This is a genomic window from Pseudoclavibacter sp. JAI123, from assembly GCF_013409665.1.
In the GTDB taxonomy this organism is placed as follows: Bacteria; Actinomycetota; Actinomycetes; order Actinomycetales; family Microbacteriaceae; genus Pseudoclavibacter.
In genome coordinates, this window is sequence record NZ_JACCCM010000001.1 from 1314232 (window position 1) to 1333046 (window position 18815).

Sequence of the window (18815 nt, forward strand, 5' to 3'; positions counted from 1 at the left end):
GAGAAGGACACCATGTCTGACCCGAACGGCCCCCAGTACCCTCAGCAGCCTCACCAGGGTGGGCAGCCCCACAATGGTCAGCCCCAGAACGGGCAGGCGCCCTACGGGCAGCAGCCATACGACCAGTCCCAACAGTATGGGCAGGCGCAGCAGTTCGGTCAGCAGCCTGGCGGCTACGGTCAGCAGCCTGGCTATGGCCAAGGCGATGGTGGCTACGGACAGCAGCAGCCCGGGTACCCGGGCTACGAGCAGCAGGCGCCGTCTGCCCAGCAGGCTCCAGCGCAGCAGGCCTACGGCGCACCCCAGCACGACCAGTACGGGCAGCCGCAGTTCGGTGCTCCGGCGCAACAGGGGCAGTACGGCCAGCCGCAGTACGGCGCGCCGCAGCAGGGACAGTTCGGTTCCGCTCAGCAGGCGCAGTACGGACAGCAGCCCGGTCAGCAGTTCGGTGGGCAAGGCTACGGGCAGCAGCCAAAGGCGCCAGCGCCCGTGCTCGGCATCATCGCGGTCGCCCTCGGCGCGCTCTCGCTTCTTCTCCTCCTGCTCCCGGGGTGGGCCTACATCGTCTCGCTCGTCTTCGGCCTCGGAGCCGTCGGGCTCGGTATCGCCGGGCTCCGTGCGCCCAAGGGCCTCGGGCGCACGCTCGGGATCGTGGGCCTCATCACCGGTGGACTGGCCGTGCTGGTCGCCCTCGCGACGCTCATCGTCGTCCTGACCGTCTGAGGTCCTGCCCGTCAGCTCAGGCGATCAGCGAGGATCGCGACTCGCTTGTCGCCGATCCTGGTGAGGATCAGCACGGCGGAGCTGGCTCCCTTGAGCACCAGCCTGCGCCGGAACTCCGCGGGGTCGATGTCGACGCCGCGCTTCTTGATCTCGAGCACGCCGATATCGCGCTTCCGCAGTTCGCTCTTCAGCGATGACACATGCAGGGGGAGCACCTCGCGGACCGAGAAGGCGCTCGCGAACGGGGAGGGTGCGAAGGTGTCCGCCGTCATCCACGCGATGCTCTCGGAGATCATGGTGGCCTCGAGCGACCGCGCGAGGTCGCCGATGAGGCGGGCTCGGATGATCGCCGGGTCGGGTTCGTAGAGCACGGCCCCGAGCTCGCCGACCTCGGCATCGTGCACGTCCTCGCTGCTGGTGAGCTCGGTCGCCCCCTGCTTGCCGATGACCAGCGCCGACCGGCGGATGCCCGCGCGCGCCGCGTCGTGCATCCACACCGTCGCCTCGACGAGGTCGCCGCCAGACGACACCCACTGGGTCTCGGCATCCTCCGGCAGGTACGAGTGGTCGATGCCAGGACCGAGCTTGACGCCTGTAGGGCGCTCGCGGCCAGCCGCGAACACGAAGTCGAGCGCCGGGCTCCAATCAGAGGGGTCGAAGTGCCGCGCGGTGCTTCCGCCGCTGGTCGTTCGCCGAGCCGGGTCGAACCAGAGCGCGTCGAAGCGGCCGAGGTCGACCTCCTCCGCCCTGCCGTGCTTGACCTCGGCGTTGGGGAACGGTGCGAGGTTGTGCGCCGCGATCGCCGCCGTGACCTCGTCGAGGTCGTAGGCGGTCACCTCGAGCCCGAGCGAGGCGAACGCCATCGAGTCGGCGCCGATGCCGCAGCCCAGGTCGGCGACGCTGACCGCGCCCGCTCGACGGAACCGGTCTGCGTGGTGGGCCGCGACCTGCAGCCTGGTCGCCTGCTGCAACCCGGCGTCGGTGAAGAGCATCCGCTCGGCGAAGGGCCCGAACTTGGCGAGCGCGCGACGCCGCAGCTTCGCCTGCGTCACCACGGCGGCGACGGTCGCGGGCGATCCGCCGGCGGCACGGAGCCGCGTCACGAGCGCGAGCGCGTCTGCGGACGACGCGACGGCCGGGGCATCGTCGAGCAGCGTCATCGCCTCGGGCGTGAGGAGGGCCAGGAGTTCGTCGCGCTGCACGTTCACTACGCTACCGGCGTACGCCCGAAGACGGCGCCGCGTTGCAACCCTCGCCGGATCGCCCCTACACTCGGAGTTAGCACTCTCATGGGGAGGGTGCTAATTCTGAACTTCCTATCGCTGAGAAAGAGGTCAACCGTGTCGGTGAACATTCAGCCGCTCGAGGATCGCATCGTCATCAAGCAGGTCGAGGCCGAGCAGACCACGGCTTCGGGTCTTGTGATTCCGGACACCGCCAAGGAGAAGCCCCAGGAGGGCGAAGTCGTCGCAGTCGGCCCCGGCCGCATCGACGACAACGGCAACCGCGTGCCGCTCGACCTCGTGGTCGGCGACAAGGTCATCTACTCCAAGTACGGCGGAACCGAGGTCAAGTACGGCGGCGAAGAGCTGCTCGTGCTCTCGGCTCGCGACATCCTCGCGAAGATCGTCTAGTCTCCAGCTCCACTGAGACTGCCAGGTCCTTCGGGACTGACTGGCTCGCAATGGCGTCCACCTCCGGGTGGGCGCCATTCGCGCATCCGGAGGCCGGCTCGGGCGTACGATCGCGAGGTGACGGAATCTCCTCGGTCCGGCCTCTGGCTGGCGTTCAGCGCGTACGCGCTCTGGGGGTTCATGCCCCTCTACGTCGTGGCGACCGCTCCGACGACACCTGTCGAGCTCATCGCGTGGCGCATCATCCTGAGTGTCGTGTTCTGCCTGCTCGGCGTGCTCGTCATGCGTGCATGGCGTCCGTTCCGGGAACTCATCTCGAAGAAGCGGGTCGTGCTCGGCCTCGGCGTGGCCGGGGTCCTGGTCTCCGCGAACTGGCTCTTCTACGTGCAGGCCGTCGCAACCGGGCACACGCTGGATGCCGCGCTCGGCTACTTCCTGAACCCGATCGTGTCAGTTGCGCTCGGTCTCGTCTTCCTCCGCGAGAGGCTGCGCCCGCTGCAGTGGGTTGCGGTGGGCCTCTCGCTCGTCGCCGTCCTCGTCATCTCGCTCGGCTACGGCCGTATCCCCTGGCTCGGCCTCGGCGTCGCCATGACGTTTGGACTGTACGGGCTCGTGAAGAAGCGGGTCGGTGTGCAGGCGGACGCGCTGAGCGGGCTCGCCGTCGAGACGACCCTGATCCTCCCCATCGGAGCGATCTGCCTCGTCTGGACGATCCTGTTCGGCGGAGGGATCACGTTCGGGACGGTGTCGGCGGTGAACACGGGCGTCCTCCTCTTCGCCGGCGTGGTGACGAGCGTGCCGCTGCTCCTCTTCGCCGCGGCGGCCAGACGCCTTCGCCTCATCGAGCTCGGACTGATGCAGTACATCGCGCCGATCCTGCAGTTCGTGCTCGCCGTCGCGGTCTTCTCGGAGCCCATGCCGCTGGAGCGGTGGATCGGGTTCGCGATCGTCTGGGTCGCGCTCATCCTCTTCACGATCGACCTCGTCCGGACGGCTAGACTTGGCGCCAGGATTCCCTCGGTGGCTGACCAGCTCGGTCCGCCGACACGGGGCTGAGGCCCGAGGGCCGCGGAGTGGGACGTCCCGGGAATGCGTCCGCGGTTCGCGCTGTTCCACCACCACTGAGCTGTTTCCCCACACACGCGGATGCCGCCGAGCGGCGCATCCCAGATACCTCCTGGAGCGTAATGACCGAGTCGGACCCCTTTGGCTTCACCGGATTGACCTACGACGATGTGCTGCTGCTCCCGGGGCACACCGACGTCATCCCGTCTGAGGTCGACACGACGACGCAGCTGACGCGCGGCATCACCTTGCGCGTCCCGCTCGTGTCGGCGGCGATGGACACGGTCACGGAGGCCCGCATGGCGATCGCCATGGCGCGCCAGGGCGGCATGGGCATCCTGCACCGCAACCTGTCGATCGACGACCAGGTCGAGATGGTCGATCGAGTCAAGCGGTCCGAGTCCGGAATGGTCACGAACCCGGTCACGACGACGCCGAACGCGACCGTCGCGGAGGTCGACGAGATCTGCGGGCAGTACCGCGTCTCCGGCCTCCCCGTGGTCGACGAGGTCACCGGCAAGCTCGTCGGCATCATCTCGAACCGCGACATGCGCTTCGTCCCGGAGTCCGAGAAGCGTTCGACGCGCGTGCACGAGGTCATGACCGGTGAGGGGCTCGTGACGGCGCCCGTCGGCATCTCGGGCGACGACGCCTACAAGCTCCTCGGCAAGCACCGCATCGAGAAGCTCCCGCTCATCGACGACGAGGGCAAGCTCGCCGGGCTCATCACGGTGAAGGACTTCGACAAGAGCGACAAGTACCCGAACGCCACGAAGGACGACGCCGGGCGACTGCGCGTCGGAGCCGCGATCGGCTTCTTCGGCGACGGCTGGGAGCGCGCCGAGCGCCTCGTGGCGGCCGGGGTCGACGTGCTCGTCGTCGACACGGCCAACGGCCAGTCCGCGGGCGTGCTCGACATGATCCGGCGCCTCAAGAGCGACCCGGTGATCGGGCACGTGCAGGTCGTGGGCGGCAACGTCGCGACGCGCGAGGGCGCGCAGGCGCTCGTGGATGCGGGTGCTGACGCGGTCAAGGTCGGTGTCGGTCCCGGCTCCATCTGCACCACGCGCATCGTCGCCGGCGTCGGCGTGCCGCAGATCACGGCCGTCTACGAGGCGTCGCTCGCCGCGACTCCCGCGGGCGTGCCGGTCATCGCGGACGGCGGACTGCAGTACTCCGGTGAGATCGCGAAGGCGCTCGTCGCTGGCGCGTCGGCCGTCATGGTGGGCTCGCTGCTCGCTGGCACGGACGAGTCGCCCGGTGATCTCATCTTCGTCAACGGCAAGCAGTTCAAGAGCTACCGCGGCATGGGCTCCCTTGGCGCCCTGCAGTCGCGCGGCGAGCGCACGTCGTACTCGAAGGACCGCTACTTCCAGGCGGACGTCCCGAGCGACGACGAGCTCATCGCGGAGGGTATCGAGGGCAAGGTCGCGTACCGCGGCTCCATCCGCCAGTCGGTGTTCCAGCTCACGGGTGGCCTGCGTCAGTCGATGTTCTACGTCGGCGCTCGCACGGTGGCCGAGCTCAAGGCGAAGGGGCGCTTCGTGCGCATCACGCCTGCGGGGCTGAAGGAGTCGCACCCGCACGACGTGCAGATGGTGTCGGAAGCGCCGAACTACCGTCGCTAGCTGTCGCAGCGGCGTGGCGCGTCGGGGTCTCCCCGCCGCCGCGCCGCAGCAGCGGGCACGGGGGAGGGCTAGGCTAGGCAGGTGACTGAGATCGAGATCGGCCGCGCAAAGCGAGCCCGCCGCGTGTACTCCTTCGACGATGTGGCGATCGTGCCATCGCGGCGAACCCGTGACCCGGAGGATGTCTCCATCACGTGGAAGATCGACGCGTTCACGTTCGACATCCCGCTCATCGCAGCTCCCATGGACTCGGTCATGTCGCCCGAGACGGCGATCGGCTTCGGCAAGCTCGGCGGCCTCGGCGTGCTCGACCTCGAGGGCCTGTGGACTCGCTACGACGACCCGGCCCCGCTGCTCGCGCAGATCGCGGATCTGCCTGCCAAGCAGGCGACCGCCAAGCTCCAGGAGATCTACCGCGAGCCCGTCAAGGGCACGCTCATCAAGGAGCGCCTGCAGCAGATTCGCGAGGCCGGTGTGCCCGCGGCAGGTGCGCTCTCCCCGCAGCGCACGCAGCAGTTCATGAACGATGTGCTCGAGGCAGGCACCGACCTCTTCGTCATCCGCGGTACGACCGTGTCGGCCGAGCACGTCTCGCACAACCAGGAGCCCCTGAACCTCAAGCAGTTCATCTACGAGCTCGACGTGCCCGTCATCGTCGGCGGGGCCGCGACGTACACGGCCGCCCTGCACCTCATGCGCACGGGCGCCGCCGGCGTGCTCGTCGGCTTCGGCGGCGGAGCGGCGTCGACCACGCGTCGCGTGCTCGGCATCCACGCCCCCATGGCGACGGCCATCGCCGACGTCGCGGGTGCTCGACGCGACTACCTCGACGAGTCGGGCGGACGCTACGTGCACGTCATCGCGGACGGCGGCATCGGCACGTCCGGTGACCTCGTGAAGGCCATCGCCTCCGGCGCCGACGCGGTCATGATCGGCGCGGCGCTCGCACGTGCGACGGATGCGCCTGGCCGCGGCTGGCACTGGGGTGCCGAGGCGCGCCACGAGAAGCTCCCGCGCGGAAACCGCGTGCAGGTCGGGCAGGTGGCTCCCATGGCGGAGATCGTCGCGGGCCCCGCTGACAGCGCCGACGGCATCTCGAACCTCACGGGAGCCCTCCGCCACTCGATGGCGACGACCGGCTACTCGGGACTCAAGGAGTTCCAGCGCGCCGAGATGGTCGTCGCCCCCTACACGCCTACGGCCTAGCCGGAGCCGCGGTCGGGCCGGCTGACGGCTCGGTCAAAGGTTGAGCGTTCAGACTTCCCCTACAAGCAGCAACTGAGAACGAGGAGCAGGTTATGGCGAACAGCGTCTCTCGAAGCGACAAGCTCGGCCCGCAGGAACGTGCTGCGGCGATCGAGTCCCTCAAGACCAAGAACCTCGACGTGCTCGTCGTCGGCGGCGGCGTCGTCGGTGCGGGTGCCGCACTCGATGCCGTCACCCGAGGCCTCAGCGTCGGCATGGTCGAGGCGCGCGACTTCGCCTCCGGCACATCGAGCCGTTCGTCGAAGCTCATCCACGGCGGAATCCGGTACCTCGAGCAGATGAACTTCGGCCTCGTGCGCGAAGCGCTGCTCGAGCGCGGCCTGCTCCTGCAGCGCCTCGCCCCGCACCTCGTGAAGCCCATCCGCTTCCTCTACCCGCTGAAGAACCCGCTCGAGCGCTTCTACATCGGCGCCGGCATGCTCATGTACGACCTCTTCGCGAAGACCGGAGAGGTCAAGCCGGGCGTGCCCATGCATCGCCACTACACGCGCAGCCAGGTCGCGAAGATGTCTCCCGGGCTGTCCAAGAACTCGTTCTCGGGCGGGCTCACCTACTACGACGCGGGCGTCGACGACGCGCGGTTCGTCGCGGTCCTCGCCCGCACGGCGTCCTTCTACGGCGCCCACGTCGCGCCGCGGGTGCGAGTCGAAGGCTTCCTCAAGGTCGGCCAGCGCGTCGTCGGCGCCCAGGTCGTCGACCTCGAGACCGGCGAGCGCTTCGAGATCCGTGCGAAGCAGGTCGTGAACGCCACCGGAGTCTGGACCGACGACACCAACAAGATGGTCGGCGAGCGCGCCTCCTTCCGGGTCCGCGCTTCCAAGGGCGTCCACCTCGTCGTGCCCCGTGACCGTTTCCAGTCGGCGTCCGGCCTCCTCCTCCGCACGGAGAAGAGCGTGCTGTTCGTCATCCCGAACGGTCGCCACTGGATCATCGGCACGACGGACACCGACTGGAAGCTCGACAAGGCGCACCCCGCCGCGACGGCCGCCGACATCGACTACATCCTGAAGCACGTCAACGAGGTCCTCGCGGTGAAGCTCACCCGAGCCGACGTCGAGGGCGTCTACGCGGGCCTTCGGCCGCTGCTGTCCGGCGAGTCGGATGAGACCTCGAAGCTCTCTCGCGAGCACATGGTTGCGCACTCCGTGCCCGGCCTCGTGCTCATCGCCGGTGGCAAGTACACGACCTACCGCATCATGGCGAAGGACGCGATCGACGCGGCAGCGGATGCGCTCGACGGCAAGATCCCCGCCTCCACCACCAAGGACATCCCGCTGCTCGGCGCCGTCGGCTACAAGGCCGCCTGGAACCGACGCGGCAAGATCGCCCGAGCCTTCGGCCTGCACCGCGTGCGCATCGAGCACCTCCTCAACCGCTACGGAACGCTCACGGACGAGATCCTCGACCTCATCCGTCAGAACCCGAAGCTGGCGGAGCCCATGCCCGGTGCCGACGATTACCTGCAGGCGGAGATCACGTACGCGGCGACCCACGAAGGTGCCCTGCACCTCGACGACGTGCTCGCGCGCCGCACCCGCATCTCCATCGAGGCGTGGGACCGAGGCATCTCGGCGGCTCCGGTCGCCGCGCGCCTCATGGCGGACGCCCTCGGGTGGGATGAGGAGCGCACGCAGCGCGAGATCGACACCTACGTCGAGCGAGTGGCGGCAGAGATCGCGAGCCAGGAGCAGCCCGACGACGAGTCAGCCGACCGCATCCGCCTCGAAGCTCCCGACATCGACTCGGTCCTCGGCCACGCCGGTGACAACACGCCCTTCGGAACTGCTCCGGCTCTGCCGATGATCGAGGTCGACGAGACTGCAGACGTCGAGGCCGCGACGGTCAAGGCCGAGTCGAAGGATGCCCAGAAGTCCTGATGTCCGAAGCTGCCAGCGCTCATCCCGCGCCGCCGTCGATGGGTCGAGTGCTCGTGCGCCCCAAGTGGTTGGGCGTGCTTGCCCTCGCACTCGTCGTCGCGTCGGTCTTCGCGTGGCTCGGGCGCTGGCAGCTGGAATCCGCGTTCCTCTCACTGGAGCACGGCAGGACCGTCGCCCAGGAATCGACGCAGCCGCCCGTGGGTCTCGGAGAGCTGGCGCAGCCGCAGCAGCGGGTTGCTGATGCGGCCGTCGGCCGGCAGGTCACGTTCGCCGGTGTCGTGGATGCCCGCGATTTCGATGTCGTCGCCGAACGACTCCAAGGGGAGCGGCTCGGCTACTGGGTGATCGGACACGTGGCGGTCACGGATGACGAGGCCGGCGGGTCCGGTGCGGCTGAGGTGGCCCCGGGGCTTGCGGTCGCGGTCGGGTGGACGGAGGATGCGGCTTCGGCGACCGAGCTGGCGACGAGGCTGCAAGCATCGGCGGGCGATGGAGAGCTCGAGCTCTCCGGCAGGCTCGAGTACGGGCAGGCGCCGCAGGTCAATCGCGGTGACGACGCGCAGGCGCTCACCGCAATGGCGCCGACGCACCTCATCAACCGCTGGGCAGAGCCGGCCGCGCAGAACTACGGCATCTACGTGAGCCTCGACGAGCCCTCGATGCTGGCGGTTCTCGGTCCAGCTTCTGGCAGCGGGGAGCTCGAGGCCATCACGCCCCAGGCCCTCGAGGCTCCACAGCTCAACTGGCTGAACATCTTCTACGCCATCGAGTGGGCGCTCTTCGCCGGGTTCGCGATCTTCATGTGGTGGCGGCTCGCCCGCGACGAGTACGAGAAGGAGCGCCGTGAGGCGGCCGAGGCGCCGAGCGTGCTCGCCGAGCAGCTCAAACGCGACCGGCTCAAGGCCATGCTCGACGAGCGAACGAAGGGCGAGGCCCTTCGCCTAGACTAGAGGCCATGCCTCACGACGCCCTCCTGAACGCCAACCCCGGTTTCCGACGGGCGCTCCGCTTCTATCAGGTGACGGCGTACGTGACCGGCATCCTCCTGCTCTTGCTGTGCATCGAGATGTTCCTCAAGTACGCCTTCCACCTCGAGGTCGAGGCGTTCGGCCCGTTCGGGGTCATCGCGCTGGTCCAGGAGGGCACGACGACCGCGCTCAACCTGAGCCTGTGGGTGCTCATCGTGCACGGCTGGTTCTACGTCGTGTACCTCGTCGCCTCCTATGTGCTCTGGCAGCAGATGCGCTGGCCCATCGTCTGGCTCCTCGCCATGGCGGCTGGCGGTGTCGTGCCGTTCCTGTCGTTCGTCACCGAGTGGTTCATGTCGCGACGAGCGAAGCGCGACCTCGTGCTGCGAGAAGAACAGCGACTCGCCGCCGCCGGTGAGGAGCAGAAGCTCCGCGACTTCGAGGCGAGCCTGAGCGAGTCGGAACGCGAGCAGCTCGAGAGCGATGTGCAGCAGTCACTCGCCGAGCACCAGCGCCGCGCGAACTGACGCGCCAACTTTCCCAGCCGCACTCTCCGCACCACCCGAAAGGTGTCCATGGCAACCACCGACCCGCAGGCCACAGCTCCGCAGCAGTCGACAGATCAGCGCCCAGTGCTCGTCGTCGACTTCGGCGCGCAGTACGCCCAGCTCATCGCTCGGCGCGTTCGCGAGGCGAGCGTCTACTCCGAGATCGTGCCGCACACCATCTCGGCCGAGGAGGTGGCCGCGAAGAACCCCGTCGGCATCATCCTCTCGGGCGGTCCCTCCAGCGTGTACGCCGAGGCGGCTCCGTCGCTCGACTCGGGCATCCTCGACCTCGGAGTGCCGACGCTCGGCATCTGCTACGGCTTCCAGGTCATGGCGACGCAGCTCGGTGGCGAGGTCGCGAAGACCGGTCGTCGTGAGTACGGTTCCACCGCGGTGAAGCTCGCAGGCGGCGAGTCGAGCCTGCTCGACGGTCAGCCAGACGACCAGACGGTGTGGATGAGCCACGGCGACTCGGTCGCCCGCGCGCCCGAGGGCTTCACGGTGCTGGCCACGACGGAGGACACCCCCGTGGCGGCGTTCCAGAACACTGAGCGGGGCCTCTACGGGGTGCAGTGGCACCCCGAGGTGCTGCACTCCGAGCACGGTCAGGCGCTCCTCGAGGGTTTCCTGCACCGAGCCGCCGGCATTCCCAGCGACTGGACCCCCGCGTCGGTGATCGACGAGCAGGTCGCACGTATCCGCGAGCAGATCGGCGACGCCAAGGTCATCTGCGGCCTCTCCGGTGGTGTCGACTCCGCCGTCGCCGCCGCCCTCGTCTACAAGGCCGTCGGCGACCAGCTCACGTGCGTGTTCGTCGACCACGGCCTGCTCCGTCAGGACGAGCGCCGTCAGGTCGAGGAGGACTTCGTCGACGCGATCGGCGTGCGCCTCGTGACGGTGGATGCACGCGAGCAGTTCCTCACGGCACTCGCGGGCATCACCGACCCGGAGGACAAGCGCAAGACGATCGGCCGCGAGTTCATCCGCAGCTTCGAGCAGGCCGAGGTCGACCTCATCAAGGAAGCGCAGGAGTCGGGGGAGCGCATCCGCTTCCTCGTCCAGGGCACGCTCTATCCTGACGTCGTCGAGTCCGGCGGCGGCACCGGCACGGCCAACATCAAGAGCCACCACAACGTGGGCGGCCTGCCGGAGGACATGCAGTTCGAGCTCGTCGAGCCGTTGCGGACGCTCTTCAAGGACGAGGTCCGCGCTGTCGGCCGCGAGCTCGGAGTACCGGAGCCCATCGTCGCTCGCCAGCCATTCCCTGGCCCGGGGCTCGGCATCCGCATCATCGGCGAGGTCACGCAGGAGCGGCTCGATCTGCTGCGCGAGGCAGACGCGATCGTGCGCCAGGAGCTGACCGCGGCTGGGCTCGACACGGAGATCTGGCAGTGCCCGGTCGTGCTGCTCGCCGACGTCCGCTCGGTGGGCGTTCAGGGTGACGGTCGCACCTACGGGCACCCCATCGTGCTGCGTCCCGTCTCCAGCGAGGACGCCATGACGGCCGACTGGACGCGCCTGCCCTACGATCTGCTCGCGCGCATCTCGAACCGCATCACGAACGAGGTCGACGACGTGAACCGCGTGGTGCTCGACGTGACGTCGAAGCCGCCGGGAACCATCGAGTGGGAGTAGTCCTCAGCGAGAGCTGAGCCGAACGGGGATGCACATCGTGCATCCCCGTTCGTGCATTCTGTGCCAAATCGGGTGAAATCTGAGCAGAATCGCGACACCAGCGTTCCGGAGCTCGCGGCGCGGCGGCGGTCGACCGGTGTCTGGGGGCAACGACCCGGGCAAATGTGCCCGGACATAAATGCCTGGTTGGGGTGAGCAAAACCGAGAAGGCGAAAGGTTTTCGGTTTCCGAGTCAGGGATTCCGGATTTCCGAGCCGGGAACCTCGGGTGCCCGGACGGGAGAAAATGCCTGTTTGCTGGGCGAATCGTGGCTAGTGATGCTCGTTGGGTGGTGGCATGGTTGAGGGGTTCCCAGATGTGCAACTTCACCTCCCCGCTCAGAGAGTTCGCGACATGGCACCACGCTTCCCAGCCGACCCGCTTCCCCAGGTACCCGCCGACACAGGGCTGATCTCGACGCCCCAGCGCGAGGACTCGACCTCAGGTCACCTCGTCGACCACGAGCTGCTGCAGGACGCCGCGGGTCAGCTCCTCGAGGCGGACCCCGACCACGGGCTCTCCGTCGAATACCAGGGCCAGTGGGTGTCAGTGCGGCCAGGCGAGCGCATCGAGATCGGGCGCGACGCGGACATCCGCCTCGACGCGAACCCGTTCTTGCACCGCAAGCTGCTTCGCATCGCCGCGAAGGATGGGCTCTGGTTCGTGTCCAACATCGGGACCCGGATGACGCTCAGCGTCGTCGACGGTTCGGGGCGCGTCCAGGGGCGGCTGCTGCCAGGCGCGCACCTTCCGATCGTCTTCGAACGCACGAGCATCCACTTCTCCGCCGGCGAGCGCCAGTACGAGGTCAAGGTGCACGCCGCCTCACCGGTGTACATGGACCTGCCGGGCGGCCCCGGCTCAGCTCCGGAGACCGCCGGGCGCGAGCTGACGCACATCGCGCTGACCCCCGCACAGCGCCTCCTGCTGCTCGCGCTCTGCGAATCGGTCCTGCTGCGAGGCGAGCACGGCCTCGGCGACATCCCCACGAGCGCTCGCGCCGCTGAGCGCCTCGGCTGGACCGTCACCGCCTTCAACCGCAAGCTCGACAACGTGTGCGAGAAGCTCGACCGCATCGGCGTGGAAGGGCTCCGCGGAGGGGCTCGCTCGTACGCCACCAACCGTCGCGCTCGACTCGTGGACTACGCCGTGCGCAACAAGCTCGTCGGTGAAGACGAGCTGTACCTGCTCGACGTCGATCCCGACGCGGGGTTCGACGACCGGACGCTGCCGGCGCGCCGGTAACGCACGCACCGCAGGTCGGACGCACGAAGGGCCGCTCCTCTCGGAGCGGCCCTTCTCACATCCCGGGGGGATGTTCTGCGCTAGTTGTTGCCTCGCAGGATGGCCAGCACGCGGATGATCTCCACGTAGATGAAGACGACGGTGGAGACGAGGCTGTACGCACCGATCCAGCCGTACTTGCGGGGAGCGCCACCCTCGACGCCGTTCTTGATGAGCTCGAAGTCCATGACGAGCATGTACGCGCCCATGAGGACGGCGAAGATGCCGAGGATCACGCCGAGCGGGATACCGAAGACCTCCATGGAGCGCATGCCCCACGGGCCAGCCGCGCTCTCGAACCCGAACATCATCATGCCGAAGTTGATGAGCGAGAAGAGCGCGTAGCCGAGCATCGCGACGAGCACGATCTTCGTCATGCGCGGCGAGGTGCGGACCTTGCCGAAGCGGAACAGCACAAGCGTCACGGCCACCACGGAGAACGTCGCGAGGACGGCCTGCATGGCGATGCCCGGGAACATCCCCTCGAGGATCGAGGAGAGGCCACCGACCAGGAGGCCCTCTGCCGCGGCGAACGCGAAGATGAGGCCCGTCTTGGGCTCGCGCTGGAACGCGAGCACGAGCGAGAGCACAAGCGCGCCGATCGCGCCGACGATCATGAGCATCGGCACGAACCAGGCCACAGCAGCCGCGACGAGCACGATGCCGAAGAGGCCAGCGGTCTTCGCGATGGTGTCCTCGTAGGACATCCGCTCCATCTGGTCAGGTGTCGCAGGCGGTGCCTGGAACTGGGCGTTCAGCTGGTCGGCGGTGAGCGGCGCGGGAGGCTGCTGCCCGTAGGCCGACGCGGACGGTGCGTTGCCGTAGGAGGGAGCGGTGGGCGCCTGGCCGAACTGTTGGCCGTGCTGCCTGCGTGCCTCCCCGTTGAAGTAGGGGTTGCGTTCTAGCGCGGAATTCGCCATGGCTGTCCGTGAGTCCGTTCTGTCTCGAAGGTCAAGATGCCCGCCAGAGACGGGGTTGCCGGGATTCTAACGAAAGAGTTCGTGAATACGACTTGGAGGTGTGCGCCCTCAGCGGACGGCGGCCCTCGCCTCGTTCGTCGAGCGGGCGTCGCGGCCCGTGCCGAGCAGCAGTCGCGGCAGGAGCAGGAACGCGCCGAGCACGATAGAGGCGACGATGATGAAGGCGACCTCGGCGGTGTCGCCGATCATGAGGCGCAGCAGCATCCCGCCGCCGACGGTCACGATCCAGACGAAGACGCCGGCCGGGAACGGGCGCCAGGGCTTCCAGCGGAAGAGCGTCACGAGCACCCAGGCGAGGAGCAGGCCCAGGACGAACGGCCAGCCGGTCGTCACGATGCCCGCAAGCGAGAGGCCCTCTGCGTGGCTCATCCGCCCGATGACCGCGAACACCACGACGAGGAGGAGATCGACGATGAGGGGGAGCGCGTAGCCGCCGCCAGCGCGATAGACCGAACGTGTTCGCCGCATGACACCAACCGTACGCCTGGGTCCGGCACACTGCGCGCGTGAACGCGCCAAGCCAGCACAAGTGTCCCCTCGTCATCGGCCACCGCGGTGCCCCCGCGTACCGGCCAGAGCACACGGCCGAGGGGTACCTCCTCGCCGTGCGGCAGGGCGCCGATGCGCTCGAGCCGGATGTCGTCCCGACTCGCGACGGCGTGCTCCTCATCCGCCACGAGCCCATGCTCGGGGCGAGCACCGACATCGCCGCACGCCCAACCGAGTTCGGGCCCGCTCGCACCCGCTCGACACCGGACGGGTCGCTCACCGACTGGTTTGCGCATGACTTCACGTGGGAACAGCTCGGGTCGCTGCGGGCGGTCGAGCGCATCCCCCACATCCGCCCCGCCAATGCCCTCTGCGACGGGACGTCGGCGCTGATGCGGCTTCGCGAGCTCGTCGAGCTGGTGGAGCACGAGCGGACCGCGGCGGGAGCACGGCCACGCCTGGTGATCGAGCTCAAGCACGCGAGCTGGTTCCGCGAGCTCGGGTCGGATCTGGCTGCGCTGCTCGAACGCGAGCTGGTCGGGCTGTGGGGTTCACCCGCGCTCGAGGGACTCGTCATCGAGAGCTTCGAGGGCGAGGTGCTGCGCGACCTTCGGCGGCGAGGCATCGCGGCGGACGCATCGCTGGTCTACCTGATCGACGACGAGGGGGCCCCGCACGATCGGCTCGCGCGGGACGGCTCCCGCGCGCAGAGCTACGCCAGCGACCTGACGGGGCCGGGGCTGGATGCGGTTGCGGGGTGGGCGGACGGCATCAGCCTCAGCCACCTGCTGCTCGGGGTGCGCGACGAGGCGAGCGCCGCGCATCCCCAGGCGGGTCGCAGGCTGGTCGAGCGAGCTCACGCCCGCGGCCTCGGGGTGTACACGTGGACCCTGCGTCCGGAGGACGCGTTCCTACCGACGACGTTCGAGGGGTGCCCCGAGGCGTACTGGCGGGGCATCCTGCGCACGGGTGTCGACGGCGTCTTCGCGGATGCGCCCGACCGCGTCCGCGCGCTCGTCGATGCGCAGACGCCGCGCGCGTAGCGCTCGGACCCGGCCGCACGGACAAGACATGCGAGAGATGCAGGTTCCCGCGACCGAGAACCTGCATCTCTCGCACCTCTCTGCTCGAGCGAGGATCGAGCGGGCGCTGACTGCGCCTAGGCGACCTGCGCGGAGACGCGGTCGAGCGTCCGCAGCTCGTCGTCGGTGAGCGCGAGCGTGAACGCGTCCGTGATGAGCGGCAGCTGCTCAGCGGTGCGGGCGCTGGCGATCGGGGACACGACGCCGGGCTGAGCTGCGAGCCAGGCGAGCGCGACCGTTCCCGGCTGGGTGCCGTGGGCCTGCGCGATGTCCGCAACCGCATCCACGATCGCGTAGCCGCGATCGGTGCGGTACTGCTCCACGGAGCTCGCACGGGCCGAGTCGACCTCGACGTCCTTGCGGTACTTCCCGGTCAGGAAGCCGTGCGCAAGCGCGAAGTACGGGACGACCCCGAGGCCGGCCTCGCGTGCCAGGGGCAGGAGCTCGCCCTCGATGTCGCGCTCGAGGAGGTTGTACTCGGGCTGCAGCGCAGTGGGCTGGTGCAGTCGGTGGCTCTCGACGGCGGAGAGCCACTCGCGCAGACGGGTCGGCGAGTAGTTGGAGACGCCGATGGCCTTGATCTTGCCGGCATCGACGAGTTCGGAGAAGACCCCCGCCGTCTCGGCGATGGGCGTCTCCGGGTCGTCTCGGTGCGCGTAGTAGAGGTCGATCTGCTCGACGCCGAGGCGCTTGAGGCTGTCGTCGACCGCTGCACGCACATTGTCGGCGCTGAGTCCGGGCCGCTTGGCGAACTGGGCGACCTTGGTCGCGATGACCAGATCCTCCGGACGCCCGCGCGAGCGGAGCCATTCGCCGATGATCGTCTCGGACTCGGCCCCCGAGTTGCCGGGGATCCAGGCCGAGTAGACGTCGGCGGTGTCGATGAAGTTGCCACCGGCCTCGACATAGCCGTCGAGGATCGCGAACGACGCGTCGCGGTCGGCGGTCCAGCCGAACACGTTGCCGCCGAGCGCGACGGGGGAGACGGAGAGCGTGCCGCCGAGCGCGCGGCGGGCGGGGGAGAGCTGCGTGGTCAAGGTGATTCCCTTCTGCGGCCCACGCGATGTCGGTGGCCGCACCTACAATCAACGAGTCATGACGCTACTGCCACCAGTCTTCGATCCCTCTGAAAACGACCTCCTTGACGGACTCAATCCGCAACAGAAGGAAGCCGTCACCTACCGCGGCCCCGCGCTGCTCATCGTGGCGGGTGCGGGCTCCGGCAAGACGCGGGTGCTCACCCACCGCATCGCCGGCCTCATCGCATCCCGTGAGGCGTGGCCGAGCCAGATCCTCGCGATCACCTTCACCAACAAGGCCGCCGCCGAGATGCGCGAGCGCATCCAGCACATCGTGGGCGGTGCTGCGGATGGCATGTGGATCTCGACGTTCCACTCGGCCTGCGTGCGCATCCTGCGCCGCGAGGCAGACAAGTTCGGCTTCACCACGAGCTTCACCATCTACGACTCCGCCGACTCGAAGGCGCTCATCAAGCGCATCGTGAAGTCGCTCGAGGCTGATGTGCTTGGCTTCACGGTCTCGAGCGTCCAGTCGCGCATCTCGAAGCTCAAGAACGAGCTCACCGACGTCGACGGGTTCGCCCGCCAGGCCAACATGAGCGACCCCCGCGACGCCATGTTCCTCGACATCTACCGGCAGTACACGCAGTCGCTGCGCCGCGCCAACGCCTTCGACTTCGACGACCTCATCTCGCAGACGGTGTGGATGCTGCGCGCCTTCCCCGACGTCGCGGCGCAGTACCAGCGACGGTTCCGTCACGTGCTCGTCGACGAGTACCAGGACACGAACCACGCCCAGTACTCGCTCATCCGGGAGCTCACGAGGCCCGTCGAGCCGCAGCACGTGCCGCTCGACACCCGGATGGAGCTCGACGAGCGCGGCGGCATCCCCGGCGCATCGCTCACGGTCGTCGGCGACTCCGATCAGTCGATCTACGCCTTCCGCGGTGCCGACATCCGCAACATCAGCGAGTTCGAGCGCGACTTCTCGAACGCCAAGGTCGTGCTGCTCGAGCAGAACTACCGCTCGACGCAGAACATCCTCTCGGCAGCCAACGCCGTCATCCGCAACAACTTCGATCGCGTCGACAAGAAGCTCTGGTCCGACGGCGGCGAGGGCGCGAAGATCGTCGGCTTCACCGGGTTCTCGGCGCACGACGAGGCGCAGTTCGTAGCCGATGAGATCCACAAGCTCCGCGACGCCGGCCAGAGCTACAACGACATGGCCGTCTTCTATCGCACCAACGCGCAGACGCGTGCGCTGGAGGAGATCTTCATCCGCTCCGCCGTGCCGTACCGCCTCGTGGGCGGCACGAAGTTCTACGAGCGCGCCGAGATCAAGGACCTCATCGCGTACCTGACCGCCCTCGTCAACCCGGCGGACGAGCTGTCGACGCGACGCATCCTCAACTCCCCGAAGCGCTCGATCGGCCCAGCCACCGAGACGGCGATCTGGGACTTCGCGAACAGGTACGGCATCACCTTCCGCGACGCCATGCGGCGTGCCGGCGAGCTCGGGCTCGGTCCGAAGGTCACCGGTGCGATCGCTCAGCTCGCGAAGCTGCTCGACGACGCGACGGCCGGCCTCGACATCGACTCGCCGACCGGACGCAAGACCGTGAGCCAGACGCTCAAGACGATCGTCAAGGGCACCGGCTACCTCGAGAAGCTGCTCCAGACCGGCAACCCGCAGGACGAGGCGCGTGCCGAGAACGTCGAAGAGCTCATCTCGGTCGCAGCGGAGTTCGACAAGAACAACGCTGGCGGCTCGGTCATCGACTTCCTCACCGACGTCGCGCTCGTCGCAGCCGCAGACGACCTCATCGACGAGTCCGGCGCGGTTGTGCTGATGACGCTCCACACCGCGAAGGGTCTCGAGTACGACTCGGTCTTCATCACGGGCGTCGAGGAGGAGCTGCTGCCGCACCGCATCGCCGCCGACGAGCCGGGCGGCCCCGCGGAAGAGCGGCGCCTGTTCTACGTTGGCATCACGCGCGCCCGCAAGCGCCTCCACCTCTCGCTGGCGATGATGCGCTCGCAGTTCGGCGAGACCGCCGCGTCGCTGCCGAGCCGCTACCTGCAGGAGATTCCCGAGGAGCTCATCGAGTGGCGGGTCTCGCCCGGTGCCGCAGGCGGCCGTGGCGGCTACGAGCAGCGATCGGTCACCTCAGCACGCAAGCCGCTCGGCAGCGAAGGCTACGGAACGGCGGGCGGCTACGGCAGGAGCTCCTCCGACGCGGGCAGCGCCGGCTTCTCCAGCGCGGTCCGCTTCCGAGACTCGGATGCGGGTCGCGAGACGGCCCCCAAGGCGAAACCGAAGCAGAAGTGGATCAACGAGGTCACGGGACAGATGCGCGACAACAGCGGCATGGAGCTCGTCGCCGGCGATCGCATCTCGCACGTCGACTTCGGCGAGGGCACGGTGCGCGCGATCCTCGGCAGCGAGGCGAAGCGCATCGCGGAGGTCGACTTCGACAGTGCCGGGCGCAAGAAGTTGCTCGTGAAGCTCGCGCCGATTGAGAAGCTGACCAACTGAGGCGCGCGCGGGCACTAGGCTGGACGACGGACGTGTTTAGCC

General features: G+C 68.5%; 16 protein-coding genes. 12 read left to right on the forward strand and 4 right to left on the reverse strand.

Going from position 1 to position 18815, the window contains the following annotated elements:
• Positions 1–12: 12 nt before the first annotated feature.
• Positions 13–723 carry a hypothetical protein gene (locus tag HDC34_RS06225; RefSeq protein WP_179556264.1) on the forward strand — a complete coding sequence of 237 codons (711 nt, stop codon included), beginning with the start codon at positions 13–15 and terminating at the stop codon, positions 721–723.
• An 11-nt stretch (positions 724–734) separates the two neighbouring features.
• On the opposite strand, the gene HDC34_RS06230 is transcribed toward HDC34_RS06225, so the two are convergent.
• Complete coding sequence (locus HDC34_RS06230; protein ID WP_179556265.1) at positions 735–1925, reverse strand: class I SAM-dependent methyltransferase; 1191 nt, start codon at positions 1923–1925, stop codon at positions 735–737.
• A 138-nt stretch (positions 1926–2063) separates the two neighbouring features.
• On the opposite strand from HDC34_RS06230, the gene groES reads away from it, so the two are divergent.
• The 9 genes from groES (at position 2064) to HDC34_RS06275 (ending at position 12628) form a co-directional block, all read left to right on the forward strand.
• Complete coding sequence (gene groES / locus HDC34_RS06235; protein WP_068479200.1) at positions 2064–2357, forward strand: co-chaperone GroES; 294 nt, start codon at positions 2064–2066, stop codon at positions 2355–2357.
• A gap of 117 nt (positions 2358–2474) precedes the next feature.
• The gene (gene rarD / locus HDC34_RS06240; RefSeq protein WP_258068284.1) at positions 2475–3413 is read left to right on the forward strand and encodes an EamA family transporter RarD; all 939 of its coding nucleotides are present in this window, start codon (positions 2475–2477) and stop codon (positions 3411–3413) included.
• Between the two features lie 131 nt (positions 3414–3544).
• Positions 3545–5050: an IMP dehydrogenase gene (gene guaB / locus HDC34_RS06245; protein WP_104312689.1), complete on the forward strand. Its 1506-nt coding sequence runs from the start codon at positions 3545–3547 to the stop codon at positions 5048–5050.
• 81 nt (positions 5051–5131) lie between these two features.
• A complete protein-coding gene (locus tag HDC34_RS06250) occupies positions 5132–6256 on the forward strand; it encodes a GuaB3 family IMP dehydrogenase-related protein (protein WP_104254001.1) in 1125 nt (374 codons plus the stop codon).
• A gap of 92 nt (positions 6257–6348) precedes the next feature.
• A complete protein-coding gene (locus HDC34_RS06255; RefSeq protein ID WP_104312688.1) occupies positions 6349–8193 on the forward strand; it encodes a glycerol-3-phosphate dehydrogenase/oxidase in 1845 nt (614 codons plus the stop codon).
• The gene (locus tag HDC34_RS06260) at positions 8193–9143 is read left to right on the forward strand and encodes an SURF1 family protein (RefSeq protein WP_179556266.1); all 951 of its coding nucleotides are present in this window, start codon (positions 8193–8195) and stop codon (positions 9141–9143) included. The genes HDC34_RS06255 and HDC34_RS06260 overlap by 1 nt, the downstream gene beginning before the upstream one ends.
• Before the next feature lie 5 nt (positions 9144–9148).
• A complete protein-coding gene (locus HDC34_RS06265) occupies positions 9149–9688 on the forward strand; it encodes a DUF3817 domain-containing protein (RefSeq protein WP_104312686.1) in 540 nt (179 codons plus the stop codon).
• A 48-nt stretch (positions 9689–9736) separates the two neighbouring features.
• On the forward strand, positions 9737–11344 hold the full coding sequence (gene guaA, locus HDC34_RS06270; protein WP_179556267.1) for a glutamine-hydrolyzing GMP synthase: 1608 nt from the start codon (positions 9737–9739) through the stop codon (positions 11342–11344).
• 393 nt (positions 11345–11737) lie between these two features.
• Positions 11738–12628 (forward strand): hypothetical protein, encoded by an 891-nt coding sequence (locus HDC34_RS06275; protein WP_257023083.1) that lies wholly within the window; start codon positions 11738–11740, stop codon positions 12626–12628.
• Positions 12629–12708: 80 nt separating this feature from the next.
• Here HDC34_RS06275 and HDC34_RS06280 read toward each other — a convergent pair whose 3' ends face one another.
• Together HDC34_RS06280 and HDC34_RS06285 are read right to left on the reverse strand one after the other, a co-directional pair.
• Entirely contained in the window at positions 12709–13587 is an 879-nt protein-coding gene (locus HDC34_RS06280) for a Bax inhibitor-1/YccA family protein (RefSeq protein WP_104312684.1), read from the reverse strand.
• A gap of 108 nt (positions 13588–13695) precedes the next feature.
• Positions 13696–14115 carry a DUF3054 domain-containing protein gene (locus tag HDC34_RS06285; RefSeq protein WP_179556268.1) on the reverse strand — a complete coding sequence of 140 codons (420 nt, stop codon included), beginning with the start codon at positions 14113–14115 and terminating at the stop codon, positions 13696–13698.
• Between the two features lie 38 nt (positions 14116–14153).
• Between HDC34_RS06285 and HDC34_RS06290 the strand changes: the two genes are divergently transcribed.
• Entirely contained in the window at positions 14154–15179 is a 1026-nt protein-coding gene (locus HDC34_RS06290; RefSeq protein ID WP_179556269.1) for a glycerophosphodiester phosphodiesterase family protein, read from the forward strand.
• A gap of 116 nt (positions 15180–15295) precedes the next feature.
• Here HDC34_RS06290 and HDC34_RS06295 read toward each other — a convergent pair whose 3' ends face one another.
• On the reverse strand, positions 15296–16255 hold the full coding sequence (locus HDC34_RS06295; RefSeq protein ID WP_179556270.1) for an aldo/keto reductase: 960 nt from the start codon (positions 16253–16255) through the stop codon (positions 15296–15298).
• Positions 16256–16313: 58 nt separating this feature from the next.
• Between HDC34_RS06295 and HDC34_RS06300 the strand changes: the two genes are divergently transcribed.
• The gene (locus HDC34_RS06300) at positions 16314–18773 is read left to right on the forward strand and encodes an ATP-dependent helicase (protein WP_104312775.1); all 2460 of its coding nucleotides are present in this window, start codon (positions 16314–16316) and stop codon (positions 18771–18773) included.
• The last annotated feature ends 42 nt before the right edge of the window (positions 18774–18815 follow it).